Raw genomic sequence first — 14812 nt, 5'->3', positions numbered from 1 at the left:
GTTTCGACGCGTGCCCCGCCCTCTCACGCTGCGAGGAGTTAAGAAGAGTTAAATTGTCCCCGACGTAAGCACCGTCCGCGCTCGGTTGGTGTAGTCCGGCCAATCATGTTGGCCTTTCGGCGGACGCGGCGCCTCGGCGCCGGTTCGGAAGTCAGCCGACGACCAGGGTTCAAATCCCTGACCGAGCATCCATTCTCACACCGCGAGCGACGCGTCTCGTTCACCGGTCGTCCGTTCCGTTCTCCGGTCGGTCCGAAGGGGAAGAATCACGACCGTCGGTAACAGAGCGTTGGGTATGAGCGACCGACCCGATGAGCGCGACGGCGACGCCGCCGGTGACGCCAGCGGCGACGACCGCCGCTTCGAGACCCGTGCGATCCACGCCGGCCAAGAGCCGGACCCGGAGACGGGCGCGCTGATGACGCCGATCCACGCGAACTCGACGTACGAGCAGGACGCGCCGGGCGACCACCGCGGCTACGAGTACAGCCGAACCGGGAACCCGACGCGCAGCGACCTCGAAGCGAACCTCGCCTCGCTGGAGTCGGGCAGCCACGCCCGCTGTTTCTCCTCCGGCATGGGCGCGATCAACACCGTCCTCAACCTCCTGTCCGCGGGCGATCACGTCGTCGCCGGCGACGACGTGTACGGCGGCACCCACCGCATCTTAACGCAGGTGTACGACGAGTACGACGTCGAGACCAGCTTCGTCGACACGACCGACCACGACGCGGTCCGGGCGGCGATGCGCGAGGAGACCGAGCTGGTGTGGGTCGAGACGCCGACGAACCCCCTGATGAACGTCAACGACATCGGCGCACTCGCCGAGATCGCCCACGAGGGCGACGCGCTCTGCGCGGTCGACAACACGTTCGCGACGCCGTACCTCCAGCGCCCGCTCGAACACGGCGCGGACGTCGTCTGCCAGTCCCTGACGAAGTACCTCGGCGGCCACTCGGACACAATCGGCGGCGCCCTGGTCGTCGACGACGAGGAGTTGGACGAGCGGCTCGGCTTCTACCAGAACTCCGTCGGCGCGACGCCCGGCCCGTTCGACGCGTTCCTCGTCCTCCGCGGGACGAAGACGCTCCCGGTACGGATGGACCGCCACTGCGAGAACGCGATGGAACTCGCCGAGTGGCTGGAGGGCCACGACGCGGTCGAGCGCGTCTACTACCCCGGGCTGGAGTCGCACCCGGACCACGAGCTTGCGGCCGAGCAGATGGACGACTTCGGCGGCATGCTCTCCTTCGAGCTCGACGGCACGCTCGACGAGGCGTCGACGGTCGTGAGCGAGACGGAGGTGTTCACGCTCGCGGAGTCGCTCGGCGGGGTCGAGAGCCTCATCGAGCAGCCCGCGGCGATGACCCACGCGGCCATCCCGCGCGAGGAGCGGCTCGCGGCCGGGCTCACCGACGGCCTCATCCGGGTCTCGGTGGGGATCGAACACGTCGACGACATGAAAGCCGATCTCCAAGCGGCGTTCGACGCGGCGCTGTCGTAACCCGCTCGGCCGACGAGAGGTACCCGCACCGCGAACGACTGACACAATTTTTATCGGTTCCGCCGAGACTGCCCTCATGAGCGATCCAGACGTCCTGGTGCTTCGGCAGACGATCCACGGACTGGGCCCCGACGAACTGGCGGCGGCGATCCGCGAGCGGCTCCCCGACGCGGAGGTCGCGCGGGCGCGGACGCCCGCCGAGGAGCGCGACCTGATCCGGACGGCTCGGGTCGCCGTCGGGCTCACCATCGACGAGGAGCTGCTCGCGGCCGCCGAGGAGCTGGAGCTTTTCGCCTGCGTGTTCGCGGGGACGGGTCACCTGCCGCGCGACCTGCTCGACGACCACGGGGTCGCCGTGACGAACGCCTCCGGCGTCCACGGCCCGAACATCGCCGAACACGTCGTCGGGTCGATGATCGCGCACGCGCGACAGTTCCACCGGGCGTACCGCCAGCAGTCCCGCCGCGAGTGGCGCACCTACGAGACGACGGAAGTGTACGGCTCGACCGTCGCCGTGGTGGGGCTCGGCGCCATCGGGCAGGCGGTCGTCGACCGGCTGAAGTCGTTCGACGTCGACACGGTCGGCGTGCGTTACTCCCCCGAGAAGGGCGGGCCGACCGACGAGGTGTACGGGTTCGACGAGTTCCACGAGGCCGTCACGGACGCCGAGTACGTCGTGCTGGCGTGTCCGCTCACGGAGACGACGCGGGGGCTCGTCGACGCCGACGCGCTCCGGACGATGCGGCCCGACGCCGTCCTCGTCAACATCGCGCGCGGGCCGATTGTCGACACCGACGCCCTGGTGACGGAGCTCCGGAACAACCGCATCCGCGGCGCCGCGCTCGACGTCACGGACCCGGAGCCGCTCCCCGAAGATCACCCGCTGTGGGGCCTGTCGAACGCGACGATCACGCCGCACAACGCCGGCCACACGCCCGAGTACTACGAGCGCGTCGCGGACATCCTCGCAGACAACGTCGCGCGGCTGGACGCCGGCGACGAGCTTCGGAACCGGGTCGTCTGAGGCGAGACCCGGGAGGTCCGCAATCGGTATAAAATATATAGAAGTATATAGCGCTAATATTATCCTAATAGAGGAGCTGATACGGTTCAAAAGTAGCGACCGGGGTGGCGGACATCGGACGAATCCTCACATGTACGTCGGAGTATATATTTTTGATCAAAATTAAGGTGTTCCATCTCCGAGGATGAGGTATGGAAACGCGGAAGGTCCAGGTCACCGGCGGTTCGACGTACACGGTCTCGATTCCGAAGACGTGGGCGACCGACAACGACGTCGAGGCCGGGACGGAGATCGAGTTCCACCCGGACGGCGACTCGTTGGTCCTCACCCCGCGGTCCGACGAGGAGCGGACGCGGGGGTCGCTGGACATCGCCGACCTGACCGGGCAGGCGCTCCAGCGCGCGGTGACGACGATGTACGTCAGCGGGTTCGACGTCATCGAACTGGCGGCCGCGGAGATCACCACCGAGCAGCGGTCGACGATCCGCGACGCGGTTCAGAGCCTCGTCGGCCTGGAGGTGTTAGAGGAGACGCGCGACAGGGTCGTCGTTCAGGACCTCCTCGACTCCTCGGAGCTTTCGATCCACAACGCGGTCACGCGGATGCGGCTGATCTCGCTGTCGATGCTCGAGGACGCGATCACCGCGCTCGCGGAACACGACCACGACCTCGCGCGCGACGTGATCGGCCGCGACGACGATCTCGACCGGCTGTGGCTCGTCGTCTCGCGGATCTTCCGTGCCACGCTGCGGACGCCGAAGGCCGCCGAGGAGCTCGGCCTCCCCCGCGAGGAGTGTTTCGACTACCACTCCAGCGCCCGCCAGCTGGAGCGGATCGGCGACCACGCGACGAAGATCGCGCACCTGACGCTGAACATCGACGAGCCGCTGCCCGAGGAGGTCGTCGAGGCGGTGAGCGACCTCCACGGGGACGCCGTCGACGTGATCGACGCGGCGATGGACGCGCTGTTCGACGACGACACCGACGCCGCGACCCGGCGAGCCAACGAGGCGCGGGCCGGGGTCAGGGCGATCGACGAGCGCGTCCGCTCCATCGACGAGCTCCTCCGCGACCTTGACCCCACGCGCGCGCAGCTGCTGGGGCTCGTCGTCGACTCCGTGCTCCGCTCGGCCGACTACGGCGGTAACATCGCCGAGACCGCCCTCCAGAAGGCCGCCCCGACGCCGTGAACGGGTCGCGGCTCGAATCGAGACGTTCGTCCCCGATCTCGTTGCCGCGTGAACGGGTTTTTTGACCGCGCTCCCCCGAGGGGATCGCATGCCAGAGATCGAACTCGGCGTGCCGAAGGGCGTCGTCGAGTCGCTTCCGGAGGAAGAGGGGACGGCCGAGCGCGACATGCGACGCGCAATCGCGGGGATCCAGTCGCGGCTGAACGACGCGCTCGACGAGGCGGAGCCGGACGAGGCGGCCGAGGTCGTCGCCGACGCGGTCGAGCGCATGGAGTCGCAGGCGAGCACGTACCACGAGTTCGTTCCGGAGCTGCGGGCGTGGGGGCAGTCGCCTATCTACGCGATCGCGTGGCGGAACCTCTACCTCGAACTCATCGGCCAGCTGTACGACCACGAGTGGCTCGCCGACGACCTCGACCGCGAGCGCAACTTCCGGCTGGTCGAAGACGGGATCCGCCTCTCCGACCTGTAGTCGGCGACCCGTCGACTTCCCGACCGTCACCTTCCGCGGCCGGCCGCTTTTAAGCCGCCGCGACACGACGTACGGGTATGGAACTGGAACTGCGGTTCTTCGCGACGTTTCGCGAGGCCGCCGGCGGGAAGACGGTGAACGCGGAGTTCGCCGACGGCTCCACCGTCGGCGAGGTTCTGCGCGAACTGGAGTCCGAGTACGAGGGGATGGAGGGCCGGCTGATCGTCGACGGCGACCTCGCCCCGCAGATCAACGTTCTGAAGAACGGCCGTGAGGTGCTTCACCTCGACGGGCTCGACACGCCGATGGCGGACGGCGACCGGCTCTCGGTGTTCCCGCCGGTCGCGGGGGGCGCATGAGCGACGACGGGTCAGCGGCCGGAGGCGGTGGCGGCGACGGCACGACGGCGACCGAGGAGGCCGACGGCGACGCGAGCGACGATTCGCCCGGTCCTCCGCCCGCGGACGAGGGATGGGAGCGCGAGACGGTTGCGTACCGCGGTATCTCTCGGCGGCTGGCCGCCCACTACCTCCGAAACCTGGGCGGCGAGCTGGTCGGGACCGACGACCCCGCGGAGGCGACCCGCGTGGACGGTGACGGCTGGCGCGTGACCCTCCGCGCCGAGGAGGTGACCGCCGCGGCCGCGATCAAGCTCACGGAGGTGACCGCGGAGTTCGCGGGCGACCCCGAGACGCTCGCCGAACTCCTGCCGAAGTACCGCCAGAAGGCCATGCGCGCCGGCGGGTGATGTCCGACGACGACGCGACTGCGGATCCCGACGACGCGACTGCGGATCCCGACGACGGCACCGGGGGCTCCGGAGTCCCAGAAGCCGCCGAGCAGGACCCGGGCCCGTATCCGATCGAGGGCACCGCGCTGGTGAAGACGGCCGCGCTCGCGAGCGTGCCGGCGGCCCGCGTGCCGGCGCTGCTCGCGCGCGTCCAGGCCGATCTCGGCCCCAGAATCGACGCGTACCGCCGCCGGTACGAGCGGATCGCGGCCGAACCGGGGCGCGAGACGTTCCTCGTCGAGCCGGACCACTGGGAGGCGGTGGCCGACCGCGTCGGGCTCGACGAGCGCGAGTTCGACGCCGTGGTCCGCGCCCACGAGGCCGCGGTCGAGCGGATCGGCTCCGGGAGCGGTCGCCGGGAGGAGTTCGAGGCCGCGCTGGAGATCCGGTCCGGCGTCGTCATCGGCGTCGAGGAGGGGGACGGCGACCGCGACGCAGATGCGGAGAGAGACCGCGACGCGGACGCGGACGGCGACTGATCCGAGTCCTGCCGTCACCGACGCCTTTTCGAACCGCAGCGCGGACGTTCCCGCATGCGACTCGCTCGACTGCTCACGCCGGACGGATCCGTCACCGGCCGCTACGACGACGGCGCGGTCGTCGCCGACGACGGCCGCTACGAGGTCGGTCGCGACGGGCGACTGCTCCCGCCGTGTGACCCAAGCGCGCTGTACTGCGTCGGTCGGAACTACGCCGAGACGCTCGACCAGATGGACTACGAGCGCCCCGAGGAGCCGGACTTCTTCATAAAGCCCCCGGCGAGCCTGCTCGCGCACGGCGAGCCGATCCGGTACCCGGAGTGGACCGACGAGCTGACCTACGCCGGCGAACTGGTCGCCGTGATCGACGAGCGGTGCCGCGACCTCGACCCCGAAGACGTCCCGGACGCGGTGCGCGGCTACACGGTCATGAACGACGTCGACGCGCTCGACCAGCAGGGGCGGACCGCGCGCAAGGCGTTCGACGGCTCGGCGCCGCTCGGGCCGTGGATCGAGACCGACGTGGACCCGACGGGGCTCGATATCGAGACGACCGTGGGCGGCGAGACGCGTCAGGACGCGAACACCGAACTGATGCTGTTCGGCCCGCACGAGGTGGTCTCGTACCTCTCCAAGCGGTTCACCTTCGAACCGGGCGACTGCGTCGCCTTCGGGAGCCCGGCGAACCCCGGCCTCGTCGAGCCCGGCGAGCGCGTCGAGATCACCTACGAGGGGGTCGGCACGCTCTCGAACGCGGTGGTCGCGCCGGACGCGGAGTAGCGTCTCCGAGTTCAGCCGGGCGGGCGTCGACCGAGATCAGCCGCCCGCCGGGTCGAGGTCGTCGACGCTCGCGTCGTCGATCAGGTCGTCGGCGGTCCGCAGATCCGTCTCGTCGCCGGTCCGGACGTACGCACCGAGCGCGTCGGCGGCCTCGACGAGCGCGTCCGCGGCCGCGGGCGGCACGTCACCGCCGAGCGCGTCGACGCGCGTGACGCGGTCGCGGAGGCGTTCGAAGGCGTCGCGGGCGGGACCGATCCTGTCCTCCGGATCCGCTCCGTCGACGGTGACCGTCGGGGCGTCGTCGTGGGTGTCTTTGTCGTCGTCGCTTTCGGTGTCGCTGTCTTCGGTTTCGCTCCGCTCGGCGCCCGCTTCGAGTTCGTCGAGGAAGTCGAGCGCGTCGCTCCGGAACGCCTCGACCGCGCGCACGGCCGCCATCCCCCGGGCCTCGCGGAGCGCGGTCGGGACCTCGTCGGGCGCCGGTCGGTCGCCGTCGTCGGCGCCGGCGAGCAGCGCGAGGAGGTACTCGCGGTCGGCATCGGTCGGGTCGCGCAGTCGCTCGAAGCAGTCGACCGCCTCCAGCAGTTCGCGGGTCGCGAGGTACGTTCCGTCGAGCGGGGCGAGCCGGCCGCCGTCGATGAACCCGCGCTTCCGGCAGTACTCCCGGAGGTCGGACTGGAGGTCGTCGGTCCCCGACCGCGGGAGGGTCTCGGGGGCGTCCCCGAACCGCTCGCGGTGCGGGGAGAGGTCGAGGGAGACGGGCGCGTCGGTGTGTGCGGTGCGGTCGTCGACGCCGACGCTGCGTAAGTCGCCGCAGCTCGGACACGCGACGGAGCCCGTCTCGTAGTACGACCACCGCGCGCCGCAGGACTGGCACTCGCGTTCGCCGCGGACTTTCATGCGAGGCGGTTCGTCGCGTCCGCCCTAAACGACTGCGGGTCGGCGGTGGGGGCTCGGGAGACGATCGTTCAGTTGCCAGCATATTTCACGCCCTCCGGCGAACGGTCGGTATGACCTGGCACGCCGTCGACGCGCTCGACCGCGCCGTCGACACGACGCGGCGTTTTCTCTTCCCGTTCGAGGCGGTGCGGTGGGCGAAGCTCGCGTTCCTCGCGCTCGTGATGGCGGGCGGTGGCGCCGGAGTGTCGGGCGTTGGTGTGCCGGGCGCCGCTTCGTCGTCGTTCGGCGCCTCGTCCGGCCGAGCCGGCGCCTGGAGTGAGTTCGCCGCCACGGAATCTGAGTCGGTGCCGGCGGAGGTCGAGCGCGCCGTGAGTACGGCCGCCGAGCTGCTCGCCGGGCTCGACGCCGTGCTGCTGGTCGGAATCGCGGTCGGTGCGGTGCTCGTCGCAGTCGCGCTCCTCGCGTGTTCGATCGCCTTCCGGCTGGTCTTCTACGACGCGCTCGCGACGACCGAGGTCGCGCTCTGGCGGCCGTTCCGCGATCGGTTCCGGCAGGCGCTGGGACTGCTCGCCTTTTCGGCGGTCCTCGCGGTCGCGACCGGAGTCCCCGTACTCGCGTTCGTCGTCGCCGTCGACCCCGCGGCGTTGCGCGCGGTCGGGGTTTCGTTCGGCGGTCTCACTGGTTCGTCGACGATCGTGACCGCAGCGCTCGGGGCGCTCGCTGTGGTTGCGCTCGGGACCGCACTGATCGGGACCGTCGCGTCCCGACTCACGTTCGAGTTCGTCGCGCCGGCGATGGTCGCCCGCGACGTCGGCGTGCTCGACGGATGGCGAGCAGTTTGGGCATCGTTCCGCGGATCGTGGGGGCAGGTCGTCGCCTACTTCGTGGTTCACGCCGTCGTCGCGGCGGGCGTCGGGATCGTTCAGGCCATCGTCGTCGCGTTCGCCGGCGGCGTCGTCGCGGTGACGGGTCTCGTCGCGCTCCTCCTCGCGGCGGTCCCCCTCGGCGGCGTCGAGGCGCTGATCGGGACGACTGCGGGACTGATCGTTCTCGCGACCGTTCTGGGTTGCGCGGTCGTCGCGGTCGTGGTCCTGACGCTCCCGGTCACCTTGCTCGTGGGGACGTACCTGACCGCGTACGAGGTCTCGACGCTCGCCGGGATCGATCCCGACTTGGCCCCCTTGTCGCCGGCGCTCGTCGCGCCCGAGGAATCGGCATCAGTGAGTGAGTGATTCGGCGGTGGTCGTGCGTCACTGTAGGCGATTCGGCGGTGGTCGTGCGGCGTCAGGGCTCTCGGCACCGTATCGCGATCGTCGGATGATCGTCGAACGTCGAATCGCATATTCGACACCATAGGATACCTTTTTACTCCGTTCACGAATGGAGGGAGATATGGGACTGGACGACGACGCGCGGGAGTACCACCGACAGGAGCCGCCCGGAAAGATCGAGATCGAGACGACGAAGCCCACGAACACGCAGCGAGACCTCTCGCTGGCGTACTCGCCGGGGGTCGCGGCGCCGTGTCGCGACATCGCGGCCGATCCCGAGTCCGTCTTCGAGTACACGGCGAAGGGGAACCTCGTCGCCGTCGTCTCGAACGGCTCGGCCGTCCTCGGGCTCGGCGACATCGGCGCCGCCGCCTCGAAGCCCGTCATGGAGGGGAAGGGGGTGCTGTTCAAGCGGTTCGCCGACATCGACGTGTTCGACATCGAGCTCGACATCGACTCCGTCGACCCGTTCTGCGAGGCGGTGAAGGCGATGGAGCCGACGTTCGGCGGGATCAACCTCGAGGACATCAAGGCTCCCGAGTGCTTCAAGATCGAGGAGCGACTCCGCGAGGAGATGGACGTCCCGGTGTTCCACGACGACCAGCACGGCACCGCGATCATCTCCGGCGCGGCGCTGATGAACGCGGTCGACATATCCGGGAAGGAGCTCTCAGAGCTCGATATCGTCTTCTCGGGCGCCGGCGCGTCGGCCATCGCGACGGCCCGATTCTACGTTTCGCTCGGCGCGCGCAAGGAGAACATCACGATGTGCGACTCCTCGGGGATCATCACCGAGGAGCGCGTCGAGGCCGGCGAGGTCAACGAGTACAAGAGCCAGTTCGCCACGCCCGTCGAGGGCGGTGACCTCGCGGACGCGATGGAGGGCGCAGACGTGTTCGTCGGACTCTCGGTGGGGGGGATCGTCTCGCAGGAGATGGTCCGCTCGATGGGCGACGACCCGATCATCTTCGCGATGGCGAACCCCGACCCGGAGATCACCTACGAGGACGCGAAGGACGCGCGCGACGACACGGTGATCATGGCGACGGGCCGGTCCGACTACCCGAACATGGTGAACAACGTGCTCGGGTTCCCCTTCCTGTTCCGCGGGGCGCTCGACGTGCGCGCGACCGAGATCAACGAGGAGATGAAGGCGGCCGCCGCGGAGGCGCTCGCCGACCTCGCGCGCAAGGACGTCCCGGACGCGGTCGTGAAGGCGTACGGCGACGAGCCCCTCCAGTTCGGCCCCGACTACGTCATCCCGAAGCCGCTCGACCCCCGCGTGCTGTTCGAGGTGGCGCCGCGCGTCGCGGAGGCGGCGATGGAGTCCGGGTCCGCGCGGGCCGAGATCGACTTAGAGAAGTACCGGGAGCGGCTCGAAGCGCGGCTCGGGAAGTCCCGTGAGATGATGCGGGTCGTGTTGAACAAAGCGAAGAGCGACCCGAAGCGGATCGCGCTCGCGGAGGGCACCGACGAGAAGATGATCCGCGCCGCCTACCAGCTCTCCGAGCAGGGGATCGCGGAGCCGGTGTTGCTCGGCGACGCCGACACCATCTCCCAGACTGCGGCCGAACTCGGCCTATCCTTCCGCCCCGAAGTGGTCGACCCCGACGACCGGGACGTCTCCGACTACGGCGATCGGCTGTACGAGCTCCGGAAGCGCAAGGGAATCACGAAGCGCGAAGCGGACGACTTGGTGAAGCGGGACACGAACTACCTCGGGAGCGTGATGGTCGAGACCGGCGACGTCGACGCGATGCTCACCGGGCTCACCCACCACTACCCGTCCGCGCTCCGGCCGCCGCTCCAGATCGTCGGATCCGCGGCCGACACCGACACCGTCGCCGGCGTGTACATGCTCACGTTCAAGAACCGGGTCATCTTCTGTGCGGACACGACCGTCAATCAGGACCCGGACGCCGAGACGCTGGCGGAGGTCACGCGACACACCGCCGACCTCGCGCGCCGGTTCAACGTCGAGCCGCGCGCGGCGATGCTGTCGTACTCCAACTTCGGGAGCGTCGACAACGAGGGGACACGAAAGCCGCGCGACGCGGTCGACATCCTCCAGTCCGACGACGCGGTCGACTTCCCGGTCGACGGGGAGATGCAGGCCGACACCGCGGTCGTCGACGACATCCTCAACGGGACCTACGAGTTCTCCCAGCTCGACGAGGCCGGCAACGTCCTCGTGTTCCCGAACCTCGAAGCCGGGAACATCGGGTACAAGCTCCTCCAGCGGCTCGGCGGCGCCGAGGCCATCGGACCGATGCTCGTCGGCATGGACGAGCCGGTCCACGTGCTCCAGCGGGGCGACGAGGTGAAAGACATCGTCAACCTCGCCAGCGTCGCGGTCGTGGACGCGCAAGAGTAGTTCGTCGGCCGCAGCCCGGCGCTCGTCACACCAATTTTACTTGTTTCCAACTACGACAGTATTGACATGGGACCGAGCGAGGATCCGGACGAAGCGACCGGGCCGCGAGTGCTCGACAACAGGCGCGACGCGACTCGCTACCGGGTCCTCGTCGAGATCGCCGCGCGACAGCCGGCGGTGAGCCAAGAGGAGATCGCCGACGTCATCGGCGTGACATCGCAGGCCGTGAGCGACTACGTCCGGGATCTGGTCGACGGCGGGTTCGTGGAGAAACGCGGTCGCGGTCGGTACGAGGTGACGAAGGAGGGAGTCGACTGGATCATCACGCGAACCGACGCCCTCTCGGAGTTCGTCTCTCGGGTGTCCGACGACGTCCTGGGAAGCGTCGACGTTGACGCCGCGGTGGCGACCGACGCGCTCGAAGAGGGGGACGACGTCGGACTGGAGATGCGCGACGGGGTGTTACACGCCGTCCCCGAGGGCGGTGCGGCGGCGACGGCGGTCGTCGTCACCGGCGGCGAGGCGGGAGAGGCCGTCGGCGTCACCGACTTCGAAGGCGTCGTCGAGTACGACCCGGGCGTGGTGACGGTCGTCCCCGTTCCGGCCGTGACGGAGGGGGAGCCCCCTTCTCCGGACGTGATCAGGGATCGAGCCACCGAGGCGGACCTCGTCGCGGTCGGTGGGACCGAGGCCTACGCGCTCGTGACCCGTACCGGACTGCGGCCCGACGTCCGGTTCGGATCGGCGACGGGCGTCTCACAGGCCGCCCTTCGCGGCTTGGACGTGCTCTTGCTCGTGTCGACCGACGAACTCTCTCGGCACACGACGCGGCTGCGCGAAGACGGCGTTCGGTACGAGGTTCGCGACTCCCTCGACCGCTGAGTCGGTCACAAAGCCAGAGCGCGATGCCGTGAAGACCGGGTGCGGGGAGAATCACGTGTGGGGATGGGTTCGATTCGGGGGCGAAACGAGTAGTGAACGATACGAGCGGAGAGACACACCGTGTTTCCGGTGAAATCGGGGTCTGGCTGGGTGCGGTTGTTGGGTGGGCTGGGTATCTTGTCCGAGAAACCGAACATCCTGTCCGATTCAAAACAACAGGTTTTATTACCTAATCCAGAGTAAAGCTCGCCAAGCCACATTGGCGAAGGCTCGCCGAGCCATACAGCCCGTTTCATCGGAAACGTGGTCTCCCTCGTGATGGAGTCGTCTAACACTCCATCGAACACCGGGTTTCCGGTGAAATAGGCTGGCAATCGCCTCCCCGTTGTTGGTCTTGTGGCACACTCGTCTCACTCCTGTCGCACTCTCGCTGATCGGTGCCTATTCTCGTCGTCCGTTCTCTCTGTCGTTCTTATCGCGTCGACCTCGCTCCTCCGAGGGTCTCGCCCCGACCTACCCCAAATCACCTCAACCCGTTCCTCCCCGACCTACCCCAAACCACCTCAACCCGTTCCTCCCCGACCTACCTCTCCCCAATCCCCGCTTTCACCGGAAACACGGTGTGTGTCTCGACCGACCAACCCGTCCCCCGACCTCCCCCACGACCGCGCCCCACACCCGGCCACGAAACAGAACGCATTTCACCGGAAACCCGGTGTCTCTCTCATGGACGCAGCGGACGACCTCTTCACGAGGGAGGATCCCATCTTCGCAAACAAGGAACTCCTCGAGATCAGTCACCTGCCGGGCGAGGGGCGAATCGTCGGCCGAGACGACGAGATCGCCGACTTGGCGACGGCGGTCAATCCGGCCATCTTCGGACAGAGCCCGAGCAACGTACTCATCTACGGGAAGACGGGTACGGGGAAGTCGCTGTGTGCGAAGTACGTCTCCAAGCGACTCGTCTCGACCGCGAGCGAGGAGGGCGTCACGGCGACGTTCGCCTACGTCGACTGCGCGCAGGACACCACGGAGACGCAGGCGGTCCAGACGATCGCCGAGGGCGTCAACGACCCCGAAGAGACCGGGATCAACGTCCCCGACAAGGGACTCTCCACCTCCACGTACTACAAGCGGCTCTGGCGGATCCTCGACCAGCGGTACGACGTCGTCCTAATCTTGCTCGACGAGATCGACAAGCTCGACGACGACGCAATCCTGATGCAGCTGTCCCGCGCGGGCGAGGCCGGGAAGATCACCGACTGTAAGCTGGGCGTCGTCGGGATCAGCAACAAGATCCAGTACAAAGACCGGATGGACGAGCGCGTCAAGTCGAGCCTCTGCGAGCGCGAGTTCGTCTTCCCGCCGTACGACGCGAATCAGCTACGAGAGATCATGCAGGCGCGTGCGGACGCGTTCCACGACGACGTTCTCGACCCGTCAACTATCCCGCGCGCTGCGGCGCTCGCGGCACGTGAGCACGGTGATGCGCGGAAGGCCATCGACATCCTCAGATACGCGGGCGAGATCGCACAGGGGAACGACGAGCCCACCGTCCGCGAGGAGTTCGTCACGCAGGCGCGCGAGCGGGCCGAGACCGACCGGTTCCGAGAGCTCATCCGCGGGTCCACACCCCACTCGCGGTACGTGCTCCAGGCGCTCGCGCTGCTATCGCTCTCGAACGGTCGACAGGACGGGTTCCGGACGAGCCGCGTGTACGAGATCTACGAGAACATCTGTCGACAGGAGGGCTCCGACAGCCTCTCGCTGCGACGCGTCCGCGACCTGCTGAAGGAACACGCGTTCCTCGACATCATCGAACAGTCGAAACACAGCGGCGGCAGCGCCGAGGGAAGCTACACCAAACACCAGCTCCTCGAGGATCCGAGCGTCGTCAAAGAGGTCCTCACCGAAGACGACGCCGAAACGTAGCCGAACCGTACTCGCCCGCTCGACACTGACTGACGGCCGCTCGACACCGATTACCGCCTCATACCGAGGCGGTGGTAACCGAACAGACCGATCGATTCACCCTCAGCCGAGCAGGCCGAGCCCTTCGATGCGCTCGACGATCTCCTCGACCGCTTCCTCGGCGTCGTCGGTCCGCTTGCCGCCGGTGATAACGATCTTTCCGCTCCCGAAGAGCAGGATGACGACTTCGGGTTCGTCCATCCGGTAGACGAGCCCGGGGAACTGCTCCGGCTCGTACTCCACGTCCTCGAGGCCGAGCCCGATCGCGAGGGCGTTGAGGTTGAGGTTGTGCCCGAGGTCCGCGCTCGACACGATGTTCTGAACGGTGATCTCCGGGTCGTCTTCGACGGGGATCTGGAGGCCGCGAAGCTTCTCGAAGATGATACCGAGCGCGTCGTGGACGTCGTCGATGCTCTTCGCGCCCGTACAGACGATCTTCCCCGAGCGGAAGATGAGCGCGGCCGCTTTCGGCTCCTGGGTCCGGTACACGAGGCCGGGGAAGTTGTCCGGGTTGAAATCCGCGCCCGGGAGGTCTTCCGCGAGCGCCTCCAAATCGAGCTCCTGGCCGATACCCGTCGATGCAACAACGTTCTGAATCTCGATCGAGTCTGCAGGGTTCGTCATCGTTCGCTTTTATATGTGTCCCCCTCCCTTATAAACGCCCGTGGTATAAACGACCGGCTCGTCCCGAAACGAAATATTACCTGTCCCCGCGTACGCGCGAGCTCCCGACGTAGTGCGAGAACACTATGAAATTATTCTGATAGATTGTCCGATCGCGAGTTTCACTCCAACCGCTCGATGACGCCGTCTCTCTCCGAGTACGGCCAGTCGTTGACGGATCAACTCGTTGTAAACTGCTCCGTGAAACCGCATGACGTGGCGTAGTTAGTTCGACGGGGTTAAGTACAACCCGGGCATTCGATGAGATGCGAGGCGCCCCCGCCGAGGGGGCACCGACCGGCCGTTGACGCGGCCGGTCGAAGCGTTCCGACGTGCTTAAGTGTACAAGCCCGTTCGGTCAATACGCGAAGAACGCACCGCGGACTCGGGCCGTTCAACTCGGCCCGGTTTCGCAGAGTCGGCTCGTCCGACTCATCCGATGAGGATCACGCCCCCTGCGCTCCGGCGTAAGCGGTGATCTGATGTGAGCCGTGGTCGTTCGGTGTCATCCAAGC

General features: G+C 67.8%; 14 protein-coding genes and 1 tRNA gene. 13 read left to right on the top strand and 2 right to left on the bottom strand.

Annotation, left to right across the window (positions count from 1 at the left end; genetic code table 11):
* Positions 1-79: 79 nt before the first annotated feature.
* The 9 genes from AC4NMM_RS11390 to AC4NMM_RS11350 all read left to right on the top strand — a co-directional run bounded on the left by AC4NMM_RS11390 (position 80) and on the right by AC4NMM_RS11350 (position 6239).
* Positions 80-188, top strand: a tRNA-Glu gene (locus AC4NMM_RS11390).
* Positions 189-295: 107 nt separating this feature from the next.
* Positions 296-1504 carry a cystathionine gamma-synthase gene (locus tag AC4NMM_RS11385; RefSeq protein WP_096396035.1) on the top strand — a complete coding sequence of 403 codons (1209 nt, stop codon included), beginning with the start codon at positions 296-298 and terminating at the stop codon, positions 1502-1504.
* 76 nt (positions 1505-1580) lie between these two features.
* Positions 1581-2528 carry a D-2-hydroxyacid dehydrogenase gene (locus AC4NMM_RS11380; RefSeq protein ID WP_096396037.1) on the top strand — a complete coding sequence of 316 codons (948 nt, stop codon included), beginning with the start codon at positions 1581-1583 and terminating at the stop codon, positions 2526-2528.
* 191 nt (positions 2529-2719) lie between these two features.
* Complete coding sequence (locus tag AC4NMM_RS11375) at positions 2720-3718, top strand: phosphate signaling complex PhoU family protein (RefSeq protein ID WP_096396039.1); 999 nt, start codon at positions 2720-2722, stop codon at positions 3716-3718.
* Positions 3719-3806: 88 nt separating this feature from the next.
* Positions 3807-4190: a DUF7971 family protein gene (locus tag AC4NMM_RS11370; RefSeq protein WP_096396041.1), complete on the top strand. Its 384-nt coding sequence runs from the start codon at positions 3807-3809 to the stop codon at positions 4188-4190.
* Positions 4191-4267: 77 nt separating this feature from the next.
* On the top strand, positions 4268-4549 hold the full coding sequence (locus AC4NMM_RS11365) for a ubiquitin-like small modifier protein 1 (RefSeq protein ID WP_096396043.1): 282 nt from the start codon (positions 4268-4270) through the stop codon (positions 4547-4549).
* The gene (locus AC4NMM_RS11360) at positions 4546-4938 is read left to right on the top strand and encodes a MoaD-like domain-containing protein (protein ID WP_096396046.1); all 393 of its coding nucleotides are present in this window, start codon (positions 4546-4548) and stop codon (positions 4936-4938) included. The genes AC4NMM_RS11365 and AC4NMM_RS11360 overlap by 4 nt, the downstream gene beginning before the upstream one ends.
* Positions 4938-5459 carry a DUF8048 family protein gene (locus tag AC4NMM_RS11355; RefSeq protein ID WP_231899183.1) on the top strand — a complete coding sequence of 174 codons (522 nt, stop codon included), beginning with the start codon at positions 4938-4940 and terminating at the stop codon, positions 5457-5459. The genes AC4NMM_RS11360 and AC4NMM_RS11355 overlap by 1 nt, the downstream gene beginning before the upstream one ends.
* Before the next feature lie 54 nt (positions 5460-5513).
* A complete protein-coding gene (locus AC4NMM_RS11350; protein WP_491924304.1) occupies positions 5514-6239 on the top strand; it encodes a fumarylacetoacetate hydrolase family protein in 726 nt (241 codons plus the stop codon).
* 36 nt (positions 6240-6275) lie between these two features.
* Here AC4NMM_RS11350 and AC4NMM_RS11345 read toward each other — a convergent pair whose 3' ends face one another.
* The gene (locus AC4NMM_RS11345; RefSeq protein WP_491924303.1) at positions 6276-7136 is read right to left on the bottom strand and encodes a DUF7117 family protein; all 861 of its coding nucleotides are present in this window, start codon (positions 7134-7136) and stop codon (positions 6276-6278) included.
* Positions 7137-7246: 110 nt separating this feature from the next.
* On the opposite strand from AC4NMM_RS11345, the gene AC4NMM_RS11340 reads away from it, so the two are divergent.
* The 4 genes from AC4NMM_RS11340 (at position 7247) to AC4NMM_RS11325 (ending at position 13595) form a co-directional block, all read left to right on the top strand.
* Positions 7247-8368 (top strand): DUF7544 domain-containing protein, encoded by a 1122-nt coding sequence (locus tag AC4NMM_RS11340; RefSeq protein WP_491924302.1) that lies wholly within the window; start codon positions 7247-7249, stop codon positions 8366-8368.
* A gap of 160 nt (positions 8369-8528) precedes the next feature.
* Positions 8529-10781: an NADP-dependent malic enzyme gene (locus AC4NMM_RS11335; protein WP_096396055.1), complete on the top strand. Its 2253-nt coding sequence runs from the start codon at positions 8529-8531 to the stop codon at positions 10779-10781.
* 66 nt (positions 10782-10847) lie between these two features.
* The gene (locus tag AC4NMM_RS11330; RefSeq protein ID WP_096392837.1) at positions 10848-11663 is read left to right on the top strand and encodes a DUF7839 domain-containing protein; all 816 of its coding nucleotides are present in this window, start codon (positions 10848-10850) and stop codon (positions 11661-11663) included.
* A gap of 726 nt (positions 11664-12389) precedes the next feature.
* Entirely contained in the window at positions 12390-13595 is a 1206-nt protein-coding gene (locus tag AC4NMM_RS11325; protein WP_096392838.1) for a Cdc6/Cdc18 family protein, read from the top strand.
* Positions 13596-13697: 102 nt separating this feature from the next.
* On the opposite strand, the gene AC4NMM_RS11320 is transcribed toward AC4NMM_RS11325, so the two are convergent.
* Positions 13698-14258 carry a TATA-box-binding protein gene (locus AC4NMM_RS11320; protein WP_049932645.1) on the bottom strand — a complete coding sequence of 187 codons (561 nt, stop codon included), beginning with the start codon at positions 14256-14258 and terminating at the stop codon, positions 13698-13700.
* Positions 14259-14812: the final 554 nt, after the last annotated feature.

It is taken from the genome of Halorubrum sp. SD41, assembly GCF_058630335.1.
Note: the sequence above shows the minus strand (reverse complement) of the source record. Positions and strands in the feature narration are given on the sequence as shown.

What these genes read in the sequence shown, in the direction of transcription:
- AC4NMM_RS11385 (WP_096396035.1), top strand. Translation starts at nt 296, where the DNA reads ATGAGCGACCGACCCGATGAGCGCGACGGCGACGCCGCCGGTGACGCC.
- AC4NMM_RS11370 (WP_096396041.1), top strand. Translation starts at nt 3,807, where the DNA reads ATGCCAGAGATCGAACTCGGCGTGCCGAAGGGCGTCGTCGAGTCGCTT.
- AC4NMM_RS11330 (WP_096392837.1), top strand. Translation starts at nt 10,848, where the DNA reads ATGGGACCGAGCGAGGATCCGGACGAAGCGACCGGGCCGCGAGTGCTC.
- AC4NMM_RS11340 (WP_491924302.1), top strand. Translation starts at nt 7,247, where the DNA reads ATGACCTGGCACGCCGTCGACGCGCTCGACCGCGCCGTCGACACGACG.
- AC4NMM_RS11355 (WP_231899183.1), top strand. Translation starts at nt 4,938, where the DNA reads ATGTCCGACGACGACGCGACTGCGGATCCCGACGACGCGACTGCGGAT.
- AC4NMM_RS11320 (WP_049932645.1), bottom strand. Translation starts at nt 14,258, where the DNA reads ATGACGAACCCTGCAGACTCGATCGAGATTCAGAACGTTGTTGCATCG.
- AC4NMM_RS11375 (WP_096396039.1), top strand. Translation starts at nt 2,720, where the DNA reads ATGGAAACGCGGAAGGTCCAGGTCACCGGCGGTTCGACGTACACGGTC.
- AC4NMM_RS11380 (WP_096396037.1), top strand. Translation starts at nt 1,581, where the DNA reads ATGAGCGATCCAGACGTCCTGGTGCTTCGGCAGACGATCCACGGACTG.
- AC4NMM_RS11360 (WP_096396046.1), top strand. Translation starts at nt 4,546, where the DNA reads ATGAGCGACGACGGGTCAGCGGCCGGAGGCGGTGGCGGCGACGGCACG.
- AC4NMM_RS11325 (WP_096392838.1), top strand. Translation starts at nt 12,390, where the DNA reads ATGGACGCAGCGGACGACCTCTTCACGAGGGAGGATCCCATCTTCGCA.
- AC4NMM_RS11365 (WP_096396043.1), top strand. Translation starts at nt 4,268, where the DNA reads ATGGAACTGGAACTGCGGTTCTTCGCGACGTTTCGCGAGGCCGCCGGC.
- AC4NMM_RS11335 (WP_096396055.1), top strand. Translation starts at nt 8,529, where the DNA reads ATGGGACTGGACGACGACGCGCGGGAGTACCACCGACAGGAGCCGCCC.
- AC4NMM_RS11345 (WP_491924303.1), bottom strand. Translation starts at nt 7,136, where the DNA reads ATGAAAGTCCGCGGCGAACGCGAGTGCCAGTCCTGCGGCGCGCGGTGG.
- AC4NMM_RS11350 (WP_491924304.1), top strand. Translation starts at nt 5,514, where the DNA reads ATGCGACTCGCTCGACTGCTCACGCCGGACGGATCCGTCACCGGCCGC.